We start from the raw sequence: 20,895 nt of genomic DNA on the forward strand, positions 1-20,895 counted from the left end.
GTATGCTATCGCGACGAACAGATGACAAGCACACAAAAAGCAGTGAACAAAAATGAATATGACCCACAACTTTGTTCCATCAACATTGACGAAAATTAGAACTGGGAGATAGATCGATATATCCTATGAAAGGATGGTGTGTGCCATGGAAGTGTTTCCAATACGGCCGATTGGCGGCCCGTCTCTGAAGGTCAAGGAAAGCAACCTCCAGCAAGAGGTAAGGCTAAGCGAGCTCTCGCCAAAGCCTCTGGTCTCGCGAGAACGCGAGACATTCGAGGAAGCACTTTCCGTCTTTGCCAGCATGACACCGCGCCGGCTGCGCGAAATTGCCGTCGAAAGTTTCGATCGTGCCGAAATCGACGAGGATACCTACCGGGAACTATCCACCGAGCTGCCGCTTCAGGCCGTCGATCGCCATGGCAATGTCGCGGATCTGTCCGATCTCACCGACAATACCGAATTCGACTATGCCGAATATTACCGCACCCAGCATGCCCTGGCTGAAATGATCGGCAACCTCGACAATGCCGATTCCTATGCCAAGGTTCTCGATTTCTTCGGCCGCACCAGCTAGCCGAAGGCGGGCGACACGACACAAACCTGCATGAGACCACATTCGCTGATCGGCGCACTGTGCACCTATCTCAATTTTCAGCGCACCAGCCGATCCCGGACATGAAAAACCCGCCGTCAAAAAACGGCGGGCGCAGATAGCAGCAGGGATCAACCCTCTGACTTATTTGCCCAGATTGCGCTTTGCCAGCGTGCGCAGGCGAAGGGCATTCAGCTTGATGAAGCCGGCCGCATCCTTCTGATCATAGGCGCCCTGATCGTCTTCGAAGGTGACGAGCTGGTCGGAATACAGCGACTTGGGCGATTCGCGACCGATCACCATGACATTGCCCTTGTAGAGCTTCAGCGTCACTTCGCCTTCGACATGCTCCTGGCTCCTGTCGATCAGCGCCTGCAGCATTTCGCGTTCCGGCGAGAACCAGAAGCCGTAATAGATCAGTTCGGCGTAGCGCGGCATGATCTCGTCCTTGAGATGGGCTGCACCCCGGTCAAGCGTGATCGATTCGATCGCGCGGTGCGCCGACAGCAGGATCGTGCCGCCGGGCGTCTCATAGACACCGCGCGACTTCATGCCGACGAAGCGGTTCTCGACCAGATCGAGCCGGCCGATACCGTTATCGCGGCCGTAATTGTTGAGTTCGGCAAGCAGCGTCGCCGGGCTCATGCGAACGCCGTTGATCGAAACGGCATCACCCTTTTCGAAGCCGACCTTGATGGTCGTCGCCTTGTCGGGAGCCGCTTCCGGCGAAATCGTACGCATATGCACGTATTCCGGTGCCTCGACGGACGGATCTTCCAGAACCTTGCCCTCGGACGACGAGTGCAGCAGGTTGGCGTCGACCGAGAACGGCGCTTCGCCCTTCTTGTCCTTGGCAACCGGAATCTGGTTCTGTTCGGCAAAGGCCAGCAGATCGGTACGGCTCTTGAAAGCCCAGTCGCGCCAGGGGGCGATGATCTTGATGTCCGGGTTCAATGCATAGGCCGACAGTTCGAAACGAACCTGGTCATTGCCCTTGCCGGTGGCGCCATGCGCGATCGCGTCGGCGCCGGTCTTCTTGGCGATATCGATCAGGTGCTTGGAGATCAGCGGGCGGGCGATCGAGGTACCGAGAAGATAGACGCCTTCATAGACGGCATTGGCACGGAACATCGGGAAGACGAAATCGCGGACGAATTCTTCGCGAACGTCCTCGATATAGATCTCCTTGATGCCCATCATCTCGGCCTTCTTGCGCGCCGGCTCGAGCTCTTCGCCCTGGCCAAGGTCGGCAGTGAAGGTAACGACTTCAGCACCGAGTTCGGTCTGCAGCCACTTCAGGATGATCGAGGTGTCGAGTCCGCCGGAATAAGCGAGAACGACCTTTTTGACGTCTTTCGGGAGTGCCATGATGATAAAGTCCGTTGATGAAGGCGAGCCCGACCAACCTGGGCCCCTGGTTTGGCGGCACTTTTAGCCGGATTCCCGCGCGGTGCAAGGGCAAGCGCGCCGCTGGAGGTCGCTTCCGCGACTTTCTTGGAGACTGGAAAATCATCGCCGGAGGAAGCGCTTGCCCCGCAGCCGCGCATCAATCGAGTGCAAATTCGACCCTGTCGCCTTATCCATGCGATGAAGCGGTACGGTTTGACTTGCGGGAAAATCATACCATATGCCGTCCCGGCACAATGACAGACGAAAGGAGCAAAACATGGCAGACATCCTATCCGTGATAGCCAAGGGCAAGGTCGCGGTCGTGACCGGCGCTGGCTCTGGCATCGGTCTGGCCGCCGCCAAGGCTTTCGCGTCGAAGGGCATGTGCGTCGTCTTGGCCGATCTCGGCGGTGACAGGCTGGCCGAAGCCTGCCAGCAGGTGGCAGCCCTGTCGGACAATCCCGAGAGCGACATCGTTGCCATCGAGACCGATGTCAGCAAGCGCGACGAACTGGAAGCGCTTGAGCGTGCCGTCATCCAGCGCTTCGGCCGCGTTCATCTGTTGATGAACAATGCCGGCATCCAGCCGGGCAGCAGCCTGTTTGGCCCGCAGGCCAATTGGGACAATGTTCTCGCCGTCAATCTGATGGGCGTGGTGCACGGCACACGGGTCTTCGGTCCCGGCATGATCAGCCACAGGGATCCGGCTACCATCATCAACACCGGCTCCAAGCAGGGCATCACCACGCCGCCGGGCGATCCGGCCTATAACGTTGCCAAGGCTGGCGTGAAGGCCTTCACCGAAGCGCTTCAGCACGAATTGCGCAACACCCCGGACTGCAATGTCACAGCGCATCTGCTGATCCCGGGCTTTGTCTATACCGGGCTCACCGCCAATGGCCGGGCAGAAAAGCCAGCCGCTGCCTGGACGTCTGAACAGACGGTCGAATTCATGCTGGAAAGCATCGGCCGAGGCGATTTCTACATCCTTTGCCCGGACAACGACGTCGATCGGGCAACAGACGAAAAGCGAATTGCCTGGGCTGCTGGCGACATCATCGAAAACAGGCCGCCGCTGTCGCGCTGGCATGCGGACTATACCGAGGCCTTCAAGGCGCATCTGGCGAAATAAACCACCCGATTGGCAAGCCGCACGAAGCCCGATAAGGAAGGACACTCCGGCCTTATCGGGCTTCTTGATTTGCGGTGTCACCCATGGATTTCGTGCCCAGCCTTCCGACATTCCTCGCCTTCAGCCTCGCCATTCTGCTTCTTGCCCTGACACCTGGTCCGGACATGACGCTATGGATCAGCCGGTCCCTGCGCGATGGTCGTTCAATCGGCCTGATGGTACTGGCCGGCACCAGCTTCGGCATCTCGATCCACACGATCCTGGTTGCCTTCGGCATCTCCGCGCTGATCGTCGCATCGCCAACCGCCTTCATGATGCTGAAGACCGGAGGGGCTGCCTATCTGCTCTGGCTGGCGATCCAGGCCATCCGCCATGGCTCGAACTTCGTGGTCAAGGCCGATGGCGATAGCGAAGCCTCGCGGCTGAACGCTTTCATCAACGGCCTGTGGGTCAATCTGCTCAACCCCAAGGTCATCATCTTCTTCATGACCTTCCTGCCGCAATTCGTCACCGCCGACGATCCGCATGTCACCGGCAAGCTGATCTTCCTCGGCCTGTGGTCGATCATCCTGTCGCTGCCGATCGGCATCGCGATCATCTTCGGTGCGGATTTCCTCTCCGGCTGGCTGCAGGCCAATCGCAAGATCCTGCGCGGCATCGACTACACCTTTGCCGGCGTCTTCTCGATCTTCGCCGCCAAGATCCTGATGACCCAGGCGAAGTGACGGCTGACAAGGCAATAGTCCGAAACGAAAAAGCGGGCCGAAGCCCGCTTTTTTTTAATCCTCGTCGTCAGCCCCGTGATTGGCGATCATCATCGCCTCGAACGCAAGCCGCTCGGTCTTGCGCATGCGCTCCGAATCCGACTTCAGCTGGCCGCAGGCGGCCAGGATATCACGCCCGCGCGGTGTACGGATCGGCGAGGCATAACCGGCCGCATTGATGAAATCGGCAAATTTCTCGATCTGTTCCCAATCCGAACACTGGTAGTTCGTGCCCGGCCACGGATTGAACGGGATCAGATTGATCTTGGCGGGAACGCCCTTCAGCAGCTTGATCAGCCCCTTGGCATCTTCCAGACTGTCGTTGACGTCCTTCAGCATCACATATTCGAACGTGATACGACGGGCATTCGACAGACCCGGATAGTTGCGACAGGCCTCGATCAGGTCCTGCAGCGGATACTTCTTGTTGATCGGCACCAGCAGATCGCGCAGATCGTCGCGCACAGCATGCAGGGAAATCGCCAGCATGACGCCGATCTCGTCGCCGGTCCGGTAGATTTCCGGCACCACCCCGGAGGTCGACAACGTGATGCGACGCTTCGACAGCGACAGGCCATCGCCATCGGAAGCGATCAGTAGCGCCTTCTTCACTTCCTCGAAATTGTAGAGCGGCTCGCCCATGCCCATCATCACGATGTTGGTCACCTTGCGGTCGCTCGACGGCACCATGCCGCCTTGCGGCACATCACGGTCGGGGAAGTCGCCGAGCCGGTCACGTGCCAAAAGCAGCTGCGACAGGATTTCCTCTGCCGTCAGGTTGCGAACCAGCTTCTGCGTTCCGGTATGACAGAAGGTGCAGGTCAGCGTACAGCCGACCTGGCTGGAAATGCAGAGCGTTCCGCGGCCCTCTTCCGGAATGTACACAGCCTCGATCTCGACCGGTCGACCGGCACCGCGCGGCGGAAAGCGCAGCAGCCACTTCCGCGTGCCGTCATTGGAAATCTGCTCCTCGACGATTTCCGGCCGGGCAATGGTGAAATGCGTCTTCAGCATTTCGCGCATGTCCTTGGACACATTGACCATGGCGTCGAAATCCGACACGCCGCGTACATAGACCCAGTTCCAGATCTGCGCGACACGCATCTTGACCTGCTTTTCCGGAACGCCTTTTTCGCGCAGTGCTGCGCCAAGGGTTTCCCGGTCCATGCCGATCAGGCTCGGCTTTTCAGCCGAGATACCTGGGCGCAGGGCCGGCGCAACGGTGCTGGGACGTTCAGAAATGGTGCCTGTGACGGACATGGTTCAACCTCTTGCCAATATCAGGGCCGCCACCGGCGAGCGGCGATCAATGTTTGGCGATGCATGAATGCTGGACTTTGCAATGCGGAACATGGTCGCGCATTCGACTTTGAGGCGGGCCAATATCAGCTTTTTCAGCCGACGTCACCCCGCAGCGTCACGATGAACGCGATAGCCTTAACGACGAATGGGGTCGGCAGTGCCGACCCCATGCAATCATCTGGAACCCAAAAGGCTTATTTGCAGCCTTCGATCTTCTTCAGCGCCGCCGAGATACCCGACAGCGAATAGCTGTAGCTGGTGCCGGTACCGCGCGCCGACGTGGCCTTCACCGTCATCGATTTGCCGGTCTTCATGGCGGCCACCAAAGCCGGTTCTTCGGCCGCATTCTCGACCCAGGCCGAGGTATCCTTGACGAACAGGACGAAGTTCTTGTCATCGATCGTCACATTGACTTTCGAATCGCCCTTCATCGCATAACCCATCATTGCCTGCGGCTCATACGAAATGTTCTGGCCCGGGCGCTGCGACACAACGAAGAAAATATCGCCATGATTGACGCTGGCCGGTTCCTTGGTCGTCGGGACCGACAATACGTAGCAGACCGTACCGCCGTTGGATTTATAGGAATAAGCACCCCAGGCCTTGAACTGCTCGATACGCGTCGGCGATTGCGCGACGGCGAGCCCGCTGCTTGCCAGGATAAGTGCCAGTGCGGCTACGCTACTTCTTACAAACATGTCTTCCTGCCGGTTGTTTCCATCCATCATCCGGTCGAAAACCGGACGCTCTTCGTCAAAACCTGTGTTCAGTTTGACTTAATTTACCTTACCAAAGGATGAACGACAGGCGCCTTCTTGTCACAAACCGCGTCGTCCATCCGAATTTGGCATCCGAAATCCGGCAAAAAGCCGCCAGTTTCGGATCTTGGCTCCCTGTAGCGATGTAGAAACAGGAAATCAGGCGAGAGTTAGGCTGATCTGACTTTTCATCAGCAATCCCGCGTGTGCTCAGGACGCCTTGCCTTGATTTTCGGCCTGTTCGGCCAAAATCTCATCCGCGGCATCGTAGTGCCGTTCCTTGATATGCCTGTTGATCAGTGCAAATGCGGCCGTCAGTACCGCCACGTCGTCGGTAAAGCCGATAAAGGCGAAGACATCGGGAACAGCATCGAGCGGCAGGACGAAATAGCCGAGCGCCGCGAGCAGGATGCCGCGCGCACGAAAAGGTGTTTCACGGTCCGTGGCACAGTAGAATGCAGCCACGACATCGCGCGAGAACGGGATCTGGCGGACGGCCTTCTTCAACGTGGGCCAGAAGCGGCCACGAACCTTCGCTTCCTGTCGCTCCTGCGTCTCTTCGTCGCCCGGCAACAGAATTTCCCCGATCTTCACGTCATCCATCGTCCCATCGTTTCCTTCGTTTGGACCCGCCAAGAATATGTGGATCGGCCGCGGCGAATTCAATCGTCCTGTGCCGCCGCCATATCCATCAGAACGGCCAGCTTGAAATCCAGTTCCGTCAGGCCGCCCGCAGAATGGGTGGTCAGGGCAACATCAACGCGCTTGTAGACGTTGAACCATTCGGGGTGATGATCGAGCTTTTCTGCCGCAAGTGCCGCCTCCGTCATGAAGCCGAACGCCTGGCGAAAATCGCGAAAGACATAGTGCTTCTCGATCGCCACCCCGGCACGCGTGATCGACCATCCTTTGAGCTCGCCAAGACGGACGGCGATTGCCGCGTCATCGAGTTTCTCGTATTTCATCTCTCCACCTCCTGTTGGAATGCGCCGATGAACACGCCCTCAATTCTCTTCGTCTGCCTCGGCAATATCTGCCGCTCGCCACTGGCGGAGGGGATCTATCGGCACGTGGTTGCATCGGATGTTTATTCGGGCGAGATCGCATCTGCCGGAATTGGCGGCTGGCACGTGGGAAATCCGCCCGATCACCGCTCGATCTTGACCGCCCGTCGCCACGGTATCGATATTTCAAGCCAGAAGGCAAGGCAGGTCAAGCCGCAGGATTTCGCCACCTTCGATCTGATCCTGGCCATGGATGCCAGCAACCTGGAACGCTTGCGCGCGCTGGCACCTGCCGAACACCGGGACCGGCTGCACCTGTTCAGCCGTTATGCGACATCGACCAGTGTCGATGTCCCGGATCCCTACTACGGTGGACAGGCCGATTTCGACGCCGTCTACACCATGCTCTTTTCAGGCTGCAAAGCCTTGGTCGCAAAATTCGCCACCGAACGGTTTTCGTGAAGCGGAAACACTTCTTCCGTCAGATAAGGCCCGCCACCCACCGATTCCCTTGACGACAGCAACACGAAGCGTGGCGTAAGGAAGGGAACGGTGTGGAAATCGCCGCGACCGCTCAAGTAATGCACCACATCCTCGAGACGGGACTGCTTGAGACGTGCCAGGGTCACATGTGGTGTGAACTTTCGCGGGTCGGGAGGAAGCCCGATCCGCTGACAAATCCGTTCGATCTCGCCTTGTAGCGCATACATCTCCGGCGCGGGCGTGACGCCTGCCCAGATCGAATGTGGTTTCTTCGAACCGAAGGAACCGATACCGTTAAGCGAGAGAGAGAATTCCGGTCGGTCAATCCGGTCAAGACGATCGACGATTTCGTCGGCCGTGCGTCCGTCCACATCCCCGATGAAGCGCAGGGTGATGTGGTAGTTCTCCACATCAATCCACCGGGCGCCGGGGAGACCACCGCGCAACAATGAGAGGCTCATCGCAGCATTGCGCGGAATTTCGAGGGCAGTGAATAATCTCGGCATCGCGAGCTCCCCGAATCTTTTGCAGATGCTCACAGCGAATCACGCAATGCCATCAGGCGCAAGCGCTTATTTAGACTTACCCTCAACGCTTTTCACCAGCTCTTCGGCCAGGGGCAGCATGCGCTCCGCCATCAAGGCCAGCCCTTTGGTATTGGGATGCATGCCATCCTCCAGCAAAAGGCTGCGGTCGGTGATCACACCGTCGAGGATGAATGGATAGAGCGGCAGCTCGTATTTTTCGGCCAGGCGAGGATAGATGGCATTGAATTTGTCGCCATAATCCGCCCCCATATTCGGCGGCGCCAGCACACCGACGAGAAGGATGGGAATGTGGCGCGCCTTCAAGCGGCTGATGATCTGGTCGAGGTTCTTTTCCGACTGTTCCGGCGGAATTCCGCGCAACGCATCATTGGCGCCCAGTTCGAGGATCACCCCTTTCGTGCCATCCGGCACCGACCAGTCGACCCGTGACAGACCACCGGACGTCGTATCACCCGACACACCGGCATTGGTGATGACGACGTCATGTCCTCTGGCCACCAGCGCGCGCTGCAGCTGGGCCGGCAGCGCATCCTCCTGCGGCAATTGATAGCCGGCCATCAAGCTGTCGCCGAAGCCGACCAACTGGATCGTCTCTGCAGAGGCAAGGCGGGCGGTGCCCAGCGCCGCCATCAGGATCACGGTGAAATGAAGGGCTACGGCTTTAAATCTCATCATGGCTTTCCTAGATTGCCCTCAGGTCGCATCCTGCGGCAACGAATTTGATTTCCAATAGATATAGGACGGCCGCGCGTGAGAAAAACCATCATCGAGCTCAAAAGCGCCGATCTCACACTGGGCAATGCCGCCGCCTCAGTCCATGTCCTGAAAGATATTGATCTCACCATCGCCGAAGGGGAAGCCGTAGGCATCATCGGCCCCTCCGGTTCCGGAAAGTCGACGCTGCTGATGGTTCTGGCGGGCCTCGAAAGGCTGGACAGCGGCGAAATCCATGTCCGCGACACCGCGCTGCACGCGCTCAACGAAGATGCGCTGGCCGATTTCCGCGGCAAGAATATCGGCATCGTCTTCCAGTCCTTCCATCTGATTGCCAATATGACAGCGATCGAGAATGTCGCGGTTCCGCTGGAACTGGCCAATGTCCGCAACGCCTTCGACATTGCCCGCAAGGAGCTGGAGGCCGTTGGCCTTGGCGAGCGCCTGAACCACTATCCCGGACAATTGTCGGGCGGCGAACAGCAGCGCGTGGCCATTGCTCGCGCCCTGGCTCCGTCCCCGGCCGTTCTGATCGCCGACGAGCCGACCGGCAATCTCGATACCGAAACCGGCCGCCAGATTGCCGACCTGCTGTTTTCCAAACAGGCCGAGCGCGCCATGACACTCGTACTCGTCACGCATGACAATGCGCTGGCGGCGCGCTGCTCGCGCCAGGTTCGCGTCGCCTCCGGCACGATTGCAGGCGACAGCGCCGCCGAATTCAGCCGCCCGGCCGCGGTGCTCGCATGAGCGGTTTTGCATCACGCATGCGGATTGCCTTCCGCATCGCGCTTCGCGAATTGCGCGGCGGCCTCAAGGGCTTCTACATTTTCCTCGCCTGCATCGCGCTTGGAACCGGCGCCATCGCCGCCGTCAACTCCGTCTCGACCGCCATCACCGATGCGATTTCCTCGGAAGGCCGCACGTTGCTCGCCGGCGACATGCGTTTCGAACTCAACAACCGTGAGGCCAGCGCCGAGGAACTGCGCTTCCTGCAGGGACTGGGCACCATTTCGCTGACGACGGCGCTGCGCTCGATGGCGCGCCTGCCGGACGGCGCCGACCAGTCATTGGTTGAGCTGAAAGCGGTTGATGATGCCTATCCGCTCTATGGTAGTTTCACGGCCGAACCCGACCAGCCCTTGTCAGAGCTCCTTGCGCAACGCGACGGCGCCTATGGTGCAGTCGTTGCGCAATTGCTGCTCGACAGGATGAACATGGCTGTTGGCGATGAAATCCTCGTCGGCAATGCCCGCTTCCGGATCAATGGTGTGATCGTCAATGAGCCGGATTCCATTTCCGATGGCTTCGGCTTTGCACCGCGCTTCCTGACCAGCCGCACCGCTCTACTGGCAAGCGGCCTGACCGAAACCGGCAGCCTCGTCGAACAAGCCTACAAGGTTCGTTTCAGCGACCCTGCGCCCGATCCGGCATCCATACGTCAGCGCGCCCAGACGGAACTTCCCGATGCCGGCTGGTCGATCCGCAGCAGCGATCGTGCAGCACCGGCTCTGACGGAAAACATCGAGCGCTTCTCGCAGTTCCTGACACTCGTCGGCCTGACGGCCCTGGTGGTCGGCGGCGTCGGCGTCGCAAACGCCGTGCGCGCCTTTCTCGATTCCAAGCGTACCGTCATCGCCACGCTGAAATGCGTCGGCGCTCCGGCATCGGTAGTCGTCATGGTCTACCTGATCCAGATTACCCTGGTCGCCTCTGTCGGCATCCTGATCGGACTGGCCCTGGGCGCCATTGCGCCACCGATAACGGCCAGCTATCTGGCCGGCATCCTGCCGATCTCGACGGAAGCGACGCTCTATCCGCGCGCGCTGCTTCTGGCTGCGGTCTTCGGCATCCTCGTCACGCTCGCCTTCGCCATCCTGCCGCTCGGCCATGCGCGCCAGGTTCCGGCAACAGCCCTGTTCCGCGAGCAGGGCTTCGAGACCCGTGGCCTGCCGTCCTGGCCCTATCTTCTTGCGACCGCTCTGGCGCTGGCGGCGCTCGCAGCCCTTGCGATCTATTCATCGGAAGAAAAGCGCATAGCGACGGTCTTCCTCGTTGCCATGGCCGCAGGATTTGTTCTCTTGCGCGTCGTTGCCTATCTGATCGCGCTGGCGGCGCGCCGCAGCCCGCGGATCCACTCGGCAGCGCTGCGTCTCGCCGTCGGTAATATCCATCGGCCAGGCGCCCTGACGCCGGCGGTAACGCTTTCGCTTGGTCTGGGCTTGAGCCTTCTGGTGGCACTGGCGCTGATCGATGGCAATCTGCGCCGCGAACTGACCGGCAATCTGCCGGACCGCGCACCGAACTTCTTCTTTGTCGATATCCAGGGCAGCGAGCTCGACAGCTTCCGCAGCCTTGTCCAGCGCCAAGCCCCCGAAGGCAAGCTGGTCGAAGTTCCGATGCTGCGCGGCCGCATCCTGGCACTGAATGGCACGGATGTCGCCAAGATCAACGTGCCCCCGGAAGGTCGCTGGGTGTTGCGCGGCGATCGTGGCCTCACCTATGCCCGCGACGTGCCGGAAAACAGCAGCGTGACGGAAGGTACATGGTGGCAGGATGGCTACGCTGGAGAGCCGCTCGTGTCCTTCTCCGAACAGGAAGGCCGGGAGCTTGGCCTGAAGATCGGCGACACCGTGACCGTCAATGTGCTTGGGCGCAGCATCACCGCCAGGATCGCCAACTTCCGCAAGGTTCAGTGGGAAAGCCTGTCGATGAATTTTGTCATGGTCTTCTCCCCCAACACATTCGCCGGTGCACCGCATGCCTGGCTGGCAACCCTGATCGATGGCGAGGCGACATCTGCCGAGGAAGCCACGATCCTGCGTTCAGTCACGCAGGCATTCCCGACAATCACCACCGTCAGGGTCAAGGATGCCCTTGAGGTGGTCGACCGTCTGGTTGGGCAACTTGCCACGGCGATCCGGGCCGCCGCCGCCCTGGCCCTGGTTGCCTCGGTGCTTGTGCTGTCAGGCGCTCTTGCTGCCGGCAACCGCGCGCGAACGCATGATGCGGTCATCCTGAAAACGCTGGGCGCCACCCGCGCCATGCTGATCCGCGCCTTCACTTACGAATACATGCTGCTTGGCGCAGCCACCGCGCTGTTTGCCCTCATCGCCGGCGGCGGCATCGCCTGGTACGTATTGAGCCAGATCATGAAGCTTCCGTCCAACTTCCTCCCCGATGTCGCGGTGATGACAATCCTGATTGCTCTCGTGGTCACCATCGGCATAGGTCTGGCCGGCACCTGGCGCATTCTCGGACAGAAAGCGGCTCCCGTTTTACGTGAACTTTAAGTCAGAAACAAAACTTCTGGCACTCTTCACCCACAGTCGGGCGGATTACCGCGATTTAAGCTTTCGGCTCTTGTCCAAGACCCGGGAACACCTCATATTGTTGTTACGCATGCTGAGCTCCGCAGCGGCGCCCGGGCGCTTCGTCCGCACCGTCATCCCTCGGAGCTTGAAAGAGGAAACCAATGTCTGAACTTCGCAACTATCAGAGCCGTGCGGGCCAGACCCAGTCGGCTACGATGATCGACGAAGGTCTGCGCGCCTACATGCTCAAGGTTTACAACCTCATGGCGCTGGGCCTTGCCATCACCGGTATTGCCGCTTACGCAACCTTCCAGATGGCCGTGTCCAGCCCGGCATTTGCTCAGGCGATCTACGGCTCGCCGCTGCGCTGGGTCGTGATCCTGGCACCGGTCGCCATGGTGTTTTTCCTGAGCTTCCGCATCCACAAGATGAGTGTCGCCTCTGCGCAGATGACATTCTGGATCTATGCCGCCCTGATGGGCCTGTCGCTGTCGTCGATCTTCCTGATCTACACCGGCGCCAGCATCGTCCAGACCTTCTTCGTCACCGCCGCGTCCTTCGGTGCCCTGTCGCTGTACGGCTACACCACCAAGCGCGACCTGTCAGCCATGGGCTCGTTCCTGATGATGGGTCTGTTCGGCCTTATCATTGCATCGCTGGTGAACATCTTCATGGCGTCTTCGGCGCTCGACTTCGCCATCTCGGTGATCGGCGTGCTGATCTTCGCCGGCTTGACCGCCTATGATACCCAGGCGATCAAGGCTGCCTACGCTGAATCCGACAGCAAGGAGACGGCTGGCCGCAACGCCATCATGGGCGCGCTGCGCCTCTATCTCGACTTCATCAATCTCTTCCTGTTCATGCTGCGCTTCCTCGGAAACCGCAACTAAACCAGGACGCAGTTCGGCTCTGCCGATTGTCATGGAAAACCCCGCTCCGGCGGGGTTTTTTATTGCCTGCTCCGCAGAAGCCGCAAACAGGAGACACAAAAAAGCCTCCGGTTCGCACCGGAGGCTTTTTATAGGTGACCCATGAGAGGATCGGCTTATGCCGCTTCTTCTTCCTGGGTGTCTTCTTCTTCGATCGTCTTGCCACGCTTCGGGCCCTTGGCAAGATTGACCTCGACCAGGCGAACGGCCTCGGTCTCCGACATCTTGTTCACGGCGGCGATTTCCCGCGCCATGCGGTCGAGAGCAGCTTCATAAAGCTGACGCTCGGAATAGGACTGCTCCGGCTGGTTCTCTGCGCGATAGAGGTCGCGAACGACTTCTGCAATCGAGATAAGGTCACCGGAATTGATCTTGGCATCATATTCCTGCGCCCGGCGCGACCACATGGTACGCTTGACGCGCGCCTTGCCCTGCACAACCTTGAGAGCGCGTTCGACAAAGTCGGTTTCGGACAGCTTGCGCATACCGATGCTCACGGCTTTGGCAACCGGAACCTTCAAACGCATCTTGTCCTTTTCGAAATCGATTACAAAAAGCTCAAGCTTCATGCCGGCCACTTCTTGCTCTTCGATAGCGGTGATGGTACCGACGCCATGTGCCGGGTAGACAATCGACTCGCCGGTTTTAAAACCGTGGCGTGCCGAGGATTTTTTCTGCTGAGTCGTCATTCGATTCAAAAACTCCCTGTTTTGCTCCCGGCATAATGCCGGCGCCGGGTCGGTCAGGCCCGGATGAGATGGAAGAAACCGCCAGGTTATTCCATCCTGATCCAATCCGTCACAAACAAACATCCCCCTCGTCGCGACAGAGACACGACAAGCAAATGCCGTTTATGTCACGGAGACCGCGGTCGATGGTGAAGTTGCTTTCGTGATGGTTCTGGGCACAACTATGCCGCAAAGTGGAACAGTTTTATGAGGCTATCACAAAAAGACGAGGAAATCAATATTTTACTGCCGAGCGTCACAATCGTGGCGAGCTTGGCGCCCGAAATGGCGCCAAGGAGCAAAAAAACTGTGCCTCGGCCCTCCTGAACAAACAAGTAGGCCTTGCTGTGAAAGCTCAGTCGCCGGAACCTGGGTTCTCGGAGAAGTACTTCTCGAATTTACCCGTGACGCCGTCCATTTCCTTGGCTTCCGGCATCGAGTCTTTCTTCACCGTGATATTCGGCCAGATCTTCGCGTAATCGGTATTGATCTTCAGCCACTTATCAAGGCCCGGTTCGGTATCTGGCTTGATAGCCTCAGCCGGACATTCCGGTTCGCAAACGCCGCAATCAATGCATTCATCGGGATGGATGACGAGGAAGTTCTCGCCCTCGTAGAAGCAGTCGACAGGGCAGACCTCGACACAATCGGTGTATTTGCAGCGAATGCAATTGTCTGTGACGATATAGGTCATGCGGCACTCCAGGATGGCGTTATGCACGGGCTGGGAACGTCTGGCATCTCAATGCATTCCGGGCTTTTTGCCCCGGACCGGAGGCCTTGCGTCCCCATCGGGGATTTCTGTCGGACAGCGTTGTGAGCTACTGTGTTCTCAGGCCCAAGGCAAGGATTATCAATCCTCCATTTGGCCACAGGCGCCACAAATTTTCTAATCGTCGCCCCAATCAGGTCCGGAACGCAGCTCATCGATGATGCGACGGTCCCGTTTGGTCGGGCGACCGGCTCCAGGCGCCCTTACTGCCTGTTCCATCGGCGTGAAGGCATCCTTCTTGATCGGCGGCGGACTGAGATCCTCATAGAGGTGCCGGGCCTCTTCATAGGGGCCACGCCTCTCACCGGGCAAGCGGACAACGAGGATCAGATCGCGTTCCGGCATGGCGATCTCAAGCCGGTCTCCCGGCTTGATCTGATAGCTCGGCTGACGCACGGACTGACCGTTGACGCGCACCCGCCCGCCGGTCACGCGCTCCTGCGCCAGGCTGCGTGATTTTGTCACACGGGCAAAGAACAGCCACTTGTCGATGCGCTGACGCGAACCGCTTGGTGGCTGCTTTTCGTCCATCTTACTTCTTCATCTGTTCCTTAAGGGCAGCGAGCTTGGCAAAGGGCGAATCCGGATCCACCGGTTTTTCCTTGCGCGGCGGCTTCGCCTCGAAACGGGCAGGCTGCGACTTGTTGTTGTCCCGCTCCGGACGTGGACCACGATCCTTGCGGTCCTGACGATCGCCGCGCTCTTGGCGATCACCCTTGCCAGCATTGCCACGATTGTTGTTGTCGCGCGGCTTGCCGCCCTGACCCTGTCCGTTGCCCTGTTCGTTGCGACCACCGTCGCGTCGGCGATCATCGCGACGGCCTTCGGTCTTGCCGTCGCCGGCTGGCGCACGCTGGCCCTGCGGGCGACGGTCGCCCGCCGGACGGGCGCCGCGCTGGTTGTCGCTACGACCACCCGGACGCCAGAGCAGGACCGGCTTCGGCTCGGCAGGCGTCGCATCGGCGTCAGCAGTCGCACCATCTGCAGCCTCGATCGTCGCCACCGGCGCGTCGGCACCGGAGGCCTCGCCAACAGATGTTTCGCTGACGGCTTCCTGGGCTGCAGGTGCCTCGACAGCCGGTGCTTCAGCAGAAGCGTCCGCAGCGGCGTGATCAGCATCGTCGACGCTGTCGTCATCATTCTTTTCGGTAGCAGCTTCGGCAGCCGCAGGAGTTCCCGACGTCTGGGCCGCAAGGAAACCGGCTGCGTCTTCGGCAGACACGCTGTCGGCGCGATAGCCGAGACCCTTGAGGATCTCTTCCATGTCGTCCGGCGTCGCCCCAAGGATCGACAGCATGGCCGTCGTCGTGGTGAAGCGACGGCCGTCATAGGCGCCGTCCGGACGCGCCGGCGAACCGGGCTTCCACTGCAGCAGCGGACGGATCAGATCAGCCAGACGCTCGAGAATATCGATACGCACCGCACGCTTGCCGAGGAATCGGAAACCGGCAAGCTTGTAGAACATCCGCTCATAGGTCGGGTCTGTAACGACGGATGTGCGACCTGCGGCCAGAACAGGAATGAGGTCGCCGTAGCCCGGCTTGTCCAGGCCGTCATATTTCAGCGCCCAGAGCAGCGAGATCAGTTCGGCCGGGGCAGGCTTCAGCAACGCGGGCATGAAGATGTGGTAGGCGCCGAAGCGCACGCCGTAACGCCGCATCGAGGCACGACCGTCCTGATCCAGCGACTTGACGTCGTCGGAGACATCGCGGCGGAAAAGCACGCCCAGGTGTTCAACCAGCTGGAAGGCAAGCCCCTTGGCCAGACCCTGCAGATCCTCGGCACGCGACAGATCGTCAAGCGGCTTCAGGATGGTCGAGATATGATGGTTGACGAAGCGCTCGATACGCGCAGCGACATGATCGCGCGCGTTACCGGTCAACTGTTCGTCGGCCAGAAGGATTACCCGCGGATGCAGGATATGATCGGCGCCGGTCAGCTTCGCCACCGGATCGCCGACCCAGCGCACCAGTCCATCCGATCCGATGGCCAGATCGTTGTTGCCGGAGGCATGAAGCCGCGCAGCGCGCGCTTCGAATTCCAGCGCCATTGCCCGATGGGCAGCAGCCTGGATCGCCTTGGCATCCGAACCTTCGGCCCCGGAAATCGGCGTGAACCGGAAACCGGAGAGTTGTCCCATGGCATGCCCTTCAACAAAGACATCACCGTTCACACTGATTTCAGCTTCCAACATTGCATTCTCTCTCAAGCGCTTCATGAGCACAGATGTCCTGCGATCAACAAAGCGTTTCGTCAACCGTTCATGTAGCGCATCGGACAATCGGTCTTCGATTTCCCGCGTCTTTTCTTGCCAGTGTGTCGGATCGGCAAGCCAACCGGGCCGGTTCGACACATAAGTCCAAGTTCTGATCTGCGCGATTCGCGCAGAAAGTGTATCAATTTCCCCATCGGTCCGATCGGCCCTGCGGACCTGTTCGGCAAGAAAATCTTCATTCACCGCGCCCTGACGAACCAGATCGAAAAACAGGCTCTGAATCAGGTCGGCATGCTGTGCGGGCGTAATACGCCGATAATCGGGCAGCGCACAGGCCTCCCACAACTTCTCGACCCGTTCGGGGCGATTGGCAAGGTCTATGACCTCGGGATATCGCGCCAGAAACTCAAGCGCCTGCTGGTCGATGGCCGGCAAGGCCCGCGTCAGCCCTCCGACCTTCGGCGCCGTATCCAGGCTGCGCTGCAGCGCTGCCACCGAGGAATAGTCGAAATGTGACGTGCGCCATTGCAAGACCTTGACCGGATCGAACTGGTGCGCTTCCAGCCGCTCGACCAGTTCCTCATCGAACGGATCAACACGGCCGGTGACGCCGAAGGTACCATCCTTGAGATGCCGCCCGGCGCGACCGGCGATCTGCCCAAGCTCGCCGGCATTCAGATTGCGGAACTGGAAACCGTCGAATTTGCGATCCTGGGCGAAAGCCACATGGTCGACGTCGAGGTTCAGCCCCATGCCGATGGCATCGGTTGCGACCAGGTATTCGACATCGCCTTCCTGATAGAGCCCGACCTGTGCATTGCGGGTGCGTGGGCTGAGCGCGCCGAGTACGACGGCAGCACCGCCCCGCTGACGGCGGATCAACTCGGCGATGGCGTAGACTTCATCGGCAGAGAAAGCCACGATCGCGGTGCGTTGCGGCAACCGCGTGATCTTCTTCTGTCCGGCATAAAACAGCTGCGACAGTCTTGGCCGCTCGACGATGGTAATGCCCGGCAGCAACTGGATCAGGATCTGCTTCATTGTTGCCGAGCCGAGCAACAGGGTCTCGTCGCGTCCGCGCAGATGCAAAAGCCGATCGGTAAAGATATGGCCGCGCTCGAGATCGCCGGCGAGCTGGATTTCGTCGATCGCCACGAAAGACGCTTTGGTTTCGCGCGGCATGGCCTCGACAGTGCAAACCGAAAAGCGCGCATTCGGCGGCGAGATCTTTTCCTCGCCGGTCACCAGGGCAACATTTTGAACGCCGACGCGCTCGACCACCCGGGTATAGACCTCGCGGGCAAGCAGCCGCAACGGCAGTCCGATGATCCCCGATCCATGCGCAACCATGCGCTCGATGGCGAAATGGGTTTTGCCCGTATTCGTTGGCCCCAGCACGGCTGTCACGCTGCGGCCACTCAGGATCATGGGTTGGGTATTCAACGACCGCTCCGATTCACAGGGCCGCCGTACCAAAGGGGGTGACGACCCTGGGCAACAAATGGCGACGAAGTGCACCAAAGGCAAGCCGCTTGTCGCACGCGCCCGGAAAAACCCGGCAAACCCTTGATCAGAATCATTTTTTTGCGCGCAAATTAACCGGTGGAACAGTGGGCGAACGAATCAGCGACGAATCACAGACTCGGACGGATTCAGGATTTGTTCACGGCTATATATCGGTCTGCTTTGTCCTATTACCCACCATATCCTGAATCGGCAGAATCGGCACTCCGGCCTGAAACAGGCCGATGTTAACGTGTTCCAGCGACGGAACCTCGGCTCGGATCTCCGCGTTTAGTCAGCCGAGGTATCGCTGAGATGACACTGACACTCCCACCTGCAGAATGGATTAGCCGCAAACGCGATGGCGAGGACTTCGTGCTGCTGCACGGCATGGTCATGGCACCGGCGTTCTGGCATGCCTATGCACCGGAGATAACCCGTCAAGGTCGGACCGCAGCCTATCCCCTTCCCGGCCACCATCCGTGGAGTCTCGACGCTCCCGGCGAGCCCATCACGCGACAGAAAGTGACCGAGGCGCTGGCGGCGGCGATACGCCGCGATTTCGGCAGTCGTCCGGTGACATTGATTGGTCACTCGACCGGTGGATTCGTGTCCCTGCTTCTCGCCCTTGACCATCCGGAACTGGTTCAGTCTGTGATCCTGATGGGTGCCTTTGCCTGCGGGCGTTTCGAGGGGCAAGAGCGACTGGCAGCGCGATTGCTGCGCCTCCCGCACATGGGACCCTATCTGTTTCGCCAGTTCTTTCGTCGCTGGATCTCGACCAGCGACCAGTTTCGCTGGGGCTCTGTCGAATGCGTCTACGACAAGTCGTGCCCCTGGGAAGATGATCATGCGCGCGTCGCCATGGAGAAAGTCCGCGAAAATCTGTTGCGCGGCCGTTCGGAAGACATCGCGGCCTGTATCCGGTTCATGTCTGGAACGAGCCTCTTGTCGGACCTGCAGCAGCTGCGCCTGCCAGTCCTCAATCTCGTGGGCGCCAATGATGCGATTGTCCCGCCGGCGCACCAGTTGCGCGTCTCGAAGCTTCTGCCCCAGGCGCAAACCGTCATCTTCAGCGCATGCGGCCATCTGCCGATGGTCGAGCATCAGACGCAGACCGACAGGATCGTGGAAAGCTTTATCCACGCCCGCCGGTCGAAGTTCACTCTGCCATCCCTTCGCAAAGCCGCTGACAATCTCATGCCGAACCATCTCGACAGATTGCTCAACGCTCTTGCAAACCCAATGGAACAAATCAAAGCCGGAGACGTTCAACCAGCACAGAACACAATGTTTCCCATAGGCTTAGGAGAGGCCCCTAATGAGCACCATTCTTGTCGTCATTCTTATTCTTCTGCTGATCGGCGCTCTGCCGAACTGGGGTCATAGTCGCAGCTGGGGTTACGGCCCGTCTGGCGGCTTGGGTCTGGTACTTCTCATCCTCATCATCCTGATGCTGATGGGCCGAATCTAACGCGACGTCGTCGAAAGGACTTAGACAATGAAAAAGACCCTTCTTGCACTGGCATTGATTGCCCCGCTTGCTTCCTGCACCGCCACCGAGCGTGGCGCCTCGATCGGCGCAGCGTCGGGTGCCGTGATCGGCGGCGTGGCGACCGGTAATGTTCGTGGCGCAGCCGTCGGCGCAGCCGTTGGTGGTGTTGCAGGTGCCCTGATCGGCAATTCGCAGGAACGCGCTGGCTACTGCGTCTACCGCGACCGTTATGGCCGGACCTACGAAGCACGCTGCCGCTAAGTCGGAAGCGACAGACAAAGCCGCCAAACCTGGGTTTGGCGGCTTTTTTGTGCCCGGAATTAACCTCTTGGTCAAAGCCGGAACGAATCGGCGACGAATCGCGGACGCAACGGGTTTCCTGGTTTGTTCACCGCTAGATATTGTGAAATAACAATTACTTAACCATAGGAAACGGTGGATATTAGTCGTTTGGATGCAGGCGTCTGCTGCCAATCGTTAATGGATCGGCAGCACATCGCCTTCAGACGAAGAACTGCCCGCCATTGGCAGAGAGCGTCGAACCGGTGATGAAACCCGCATCGTCGGATGCCAGAAAGACCACGCAGCGGGCGATTTCCTCCGGCTCACCCAGGCGACCGACCGGGATCTGCGGAATGATCCGCTCGTTTAGCACCTTTTCCGGGATAGCCCTCACCATCTCGGTGCCGATATAACCGGGGCAGATCGCATTGACGGTGATGCCCTTGGCAGCCCCCTCCTGCGCCAGTGACTTGGTGAAGCCAAGATCGCCGGCCTTGGCCGCCGAATAATTGGCCTGACCCATCTGGCCCTTCTGGCCGTTGATCGAGGAAATATTGATGACGCGGCCGAAATTGCGGTCGCGCATGCCGGTCCAGACCGGATGCGTCATGTTGAAGAGACCGGTGAGATTGGTGTTCATCACCTCGTTCCACTGGTCCGGCGTCATCTTGTGAAACATCGCGTCACGGGTGATGCCGGCATTATTGACCAGCACCTCGACCGGACCTAGAGCGGCCTCGACCGAGGCGATACCGTCGACGCAGGACTGGTAGACGGAGACATCCCACTTGAACACGGGAATGCCCGTTTCCGCCTCAAAGGCCTTGGCCTTCTCGTCATTGCCGGCATAGTTTGCCGCAACCTTGTAGCCTGCGGCCTTGAGTGCGACGGAGATGGCCGCGCCGATGCCGCGCGTACCACCCGTTACCAAAGCGACTCTGCTCATATCTTCCTCCCCATGTTGTTCTGGA

General features: G+C 59.5%; 22 protein-coding genes. 10 read left to right on the forward strand and 12 right to left on the reverse strand.

Translation table 11 applies throughout. The annotated features are described in order from the left end of the window. Nucleotides 1-145 precede the first annotated feature (145 nt). Entirely contained in the window at nt 146-574 is a 429-nt protein-coding gene (locus tag GVK95_RS17320; RefSeq protein WP_159951867.1) for a hypothetical protein, read from the forward strand. Nucleotides 575-736: 162 nt separating this feature from the next. On the opposite strand, the gene GVK95_RS17325 is transcribed toward GVK95_RS17320, so the two are convergent. Continuing rightward, nucleotides 737-1,960: an argininosuccinate synthase gene (locus GVK95_RS17325; RefSeq protein ID WP_159951869.1), complete on the reverse strand. Its 1,224-nt coding sequence runs from the start codon at nt 1,958-1,960 to the stop codon at nt 737-739. Between the two features lie 298 nt (nt 1,961-2,258). Between GVK95_RS17325 and GVK95_RS17330 the strand changes: the two genes are divergently transcribed. Together GVK95_RS17330 and GVK95_RS17335 are read left to right on the forward strand one after the other, a co-directional pair. Continuing rightward, on the forward strand, nt 2,259-3,113 hold the full coding sequence (locus tag GVK95_RS17330; RefSeq protein WP_159951871.1) for an SDR family NAD(P)-dependent oxidoreductase: 855 nt from the start codon (nt 2,259-2,261) through the stop codon (nt 3,111-3,113). Nucleotides 3,114-3,196: 83 nt separating this feature from the next. After that, nucleotides 3,197-3,838 (forward strand): LysE family translocator, encoded by a 642-nt coding sequence (locus tag GVK95_RS17335; RefSeq protein ID WP_159951873.1) that lies wholly within the window; start codon nt 3,197-3,199, stop codon nt 3,836-3,838. Nucleotides 3,839-3,892: 54 nt separating this feature from the next. Here the strand turns inward: GVK95_RS17335 and rlmN are convergent, their stop codons facing one another. The 4 genes from rlmN to GVK95_RS17355 all read right to left on the reverse strand — a co-directional run bounded on the left by rlmN (nt 3,893) and on the right by GVK95_RS17355 (nt 6,902). Further along, complete coding sequence (gene rlmN, locus GVK95_RS17340) at nt 3,893-5,137, reverse strand: 23S rRNA (adenine(2503)-C(2))-methyltransferase RlmN (protein ID WP_159951875.1); 1,245 nt, start codon at nt 5,135-5,137, stop codon at nt 3,893-3,895. A 236-nt stretch (nt 5,138-5,373) separates the two neighbouring features. Next, complete coding sequence (locus GVK95_RS17345; RefSeq protein ID WP_007605881.1) at nt 5,374-5,877, reverse strand: invasion associated locus B family protein; 504 nt, start codon at nt 5,875-5,877, stop codon at nt 5,374-5,376. A gap of 270 nt (nt 5,878-6,147) precedes the next feature. Further along, entirely contained in the window at nt 6,148-6,540 is a 393-nt protein-coding gene (locus GVK95_RS17350; RefSeq protein WP_159951877.1) for a YkvA family protein, read from the reverse strand. A gap of 59 nt (nt 6,541-6,599) precedes the next feature. Further along, nucleotides 6,600-6,902: a 4a-hydroxytetrahydrobiopterin dehydratase gene (locus GVK95_RS17355; protein ID WP_159951879.1), complete on the reverse strand. Its 303-nt coding sequence runs from the start codon at nt 6,900-6,902 to the stop codon at nt 6,600-6,602. A gap of 27 nt (nt 6,903-6,929) precedes the next feature. Between GVK95_RS17355 and GVK95_RS17360 the strand changes: the two genes are divergently transcribed. Next, nucleotides 6,930-7,403, forward strand: a complete 474-nt coding sequence (locus GVK95_RS17360; RefSeq protein WP_159951881.1) for a low molecular weight protein-tyrosine-phosphatase — start codon at nt 6,930-6,932, stop codon at nt 7,401-7,403. Here GVK95_RS17360 and thpR read toward each other — a convergent pair. Both thpR and GVK95_RS17370 read right to left on the reverse strand, forming a co-directional pair. Beyond that, nucleotides 7,337-7,930 carry an RNA 2',3'-cyclic phosphodiesterase gene (thpR, locus tag GVK95_RS17365; protein WP_159951883.1) on the reverse strand — a complete coding sequence of 198 codons (594 nt, stop codon included), beginning with the start codon at nt 7,928-7,930 and terminating at the stop codon, nt 7,337-7,339. The genes GVK95_RS17360 and thpR overlap by 67 nt on opposite strands. A gap of 66 nt (nt 7,931-7,996) precedes the next feature. After that, nucleotides 7,997-8,644 carry an arylesterase gene (locus tag GVK95_RS17370; protein WP_159952108.1) on the reverse strand — a complete coding sequence of 216 codons (648 nt, stop codon included), beginning with the start codon at nt 8,642-8,644 and terminating at the stop codon, nt 7,997-7,999. 78 nt (nt 8,645-8,722) lie between these two features. Here GVK95_RS17370 and GVK95_RS17375 point away from each other — a divergent pair, with 78 nt between their 5' ends. From GVK95_RS17375 to GVK95_RS17385, 3 genes are all read left to right on the forward strand, one after another. Continuing rightward, nucleotides 8,723-9,436 carry an ABC transporter ATP-binding protein gene (locus tag GVK95_RS17375; RefSeq protein WP_159951885.1) on the forward strand — a complete coding sequence of 238 codons (714 nt, stop codon included), beginning with the start codon at nt 8,723-8,725 and terminating at the stop codon, nt 9,434-9,436. Continuing rightward, nucleotides 9,433-11,979, forward strand: coding sequence for an ABC transporter permease (locus tag GVK95_RS17380; protein ID WP_159951887.1), 2,547 nt, complete (start codon nt 9,433-9,435; stop codon nt 11,977-11,979). The genes GVK95_RS17375 and GVK95_RS17380 overlap by 4 nt, the downstream gene beginning before the upstream one ends. A 182-nt stretch (nt 11,980-12,161) precedes the next feature. Continuing rightward, entirely contained in the window at nt 12,162-12,890 is a 729-nt protein-coding gene (locus GVK95_RS17385) for a Bax inhibitor-1/YccA family protein (protein WP_159951889.1), read from the forward strand. Nucleotides 12,891-13,045: 155 nt separating this feature from the next. Here the strand turns inward: GVK95_RS17385 and GVK95_RS17390 are convergent, their stop codons facing one another. The 4 genes from GVK95_RS17390 to GVK95_RS17405 all read right to left on the reverse strand — a co-directional run bounded on the left by GVK95_RS17390 (nt 13,046) and on the right by GVK95_RS17405 (nt 18,072). Further along, nucleotides 13,046-13,618 carry a CarD family transcriptional regulator gene (locus GVK95_RS17390; RefSeq protein WP_113142698.1) on the reverse strand — a complete coding sequence of 191 codons (573 nt, stop codon included), beginning with the start codon at nt 13,616-13,618 and terminating at the stop codon, nt 13,046-13,048. Between the two features lie 394 nt (nt 13,619-14,012). Next, nucleotides 14,013-14,351, reverse strand: a complete 339-nt coding sequence (fdxA, locus tag GVK95_RS17395; protein WP_159951891.1) for a ferredoxin FdxA — start codon at nt 14,349-14,351, stop codon at nt 14,013-14,015. A gap of 195 nt (nt 14,352-14,546) precedes the next feature. Continuing rightward, nucleotides 14,547-14,960: an RNA-binding S4 domain-containing protein gene (locus GVK95_RS17400; protein WP_007604401.1), complete on the reverse strand. Its 414-nt coding sequence runs from the start codon at nt 14,958-14,960 to the stop codon at nt 14,547-14,549. A gap of 1 nt (nt 14,961) precedes the next feature. Next, complete coding sequence (locus tag GVK95_RS17405; RefSeq protein WP_159952109.1) at nt 14,962-18,072, reverse strand: helicase-related protein; 3,111 nt, start codon at nt 18,070-18,072, stop codon at nt 14,962-14,964. Nucleotides 18,073-18,462: 390 nt separating this feature from the next. Between GVK95_RS17405 and GVK95_RS17410 the strand changes: the two genes are divergently transcribed. Genes GVK95_RS17410 through GVK95_RS17420 form a run of 3 tightly spaced genes read left to right on the forward strand, consistent with a single transcriptional unit; the run spans nt 18,463 to nt 19,903 of the window. Continuing rightward, entirely contained in the window at nt 18,463-19,536 is a 1,074-nt protein-coding gene (locus GVK95_RS17410) for an alpha/beta hydrolase (RefSeq protein WP_159951893.1), read from the forward strand. After that, on the forward strand, nt 19,469-19,621 hold the full coding sequence (locus GVK95_RS17415; RefSeq protein WP_159951895.1) for a DUF3309 family protein: 153 nt from the start codon (nt 19,469-19,471) through the stop codon (nt 19,619-19,621). The genes GVK95_RS17410 and GVK95_RS17415 overlap by 68 nt, the downstream gene beginning before the upstream one ends. A gap of 27 nt (nt 19,622-19,648) precedes the next feature. Continuing rightward, nucleotides 19,649-19,903, forward strand: coding sequence for a glycine zipper domain-containing protein (locus GVK95_RS17420; protein WP_159951897.1), 255 nt, complete (start codon nt 19,649-19,651; stop codon nt 19,901-19,903). A 241-nt stretch (nt 19,904-20,144) separates the two neighbouring features. Here the strand turns inward: GVK95_RS17420 and GVK95_RS17425 are convergent, their stop codons facing one another. Beyond that, nucleotides 20,145-20,870 carry a beta-ketoacyl-ACP reductase gene (locus GVK95_RS17425; RefSeq protein WP_159951899.1) on the reverse strand — a complete coding sequence of 242 codons (726 nt, stop codon included), beginning with the start codon at nt 20,868-20,870 and terminating at the stop codon, nt 20,145-20,147. Between the last annotated feature and the right edge of the window lie 25 nt (nt 20,871-20,895).

Source organism: Rhizobium sp. 18065 (assembly GCF_902706095.1).
In the GTDB taxonomy this organism is placed as follows: domain Bacteria; phylum Pseudomonadota; class Alphaproteobacteria; order Rhizobiales; family Rhizobiaceae; genus Allorhizobium.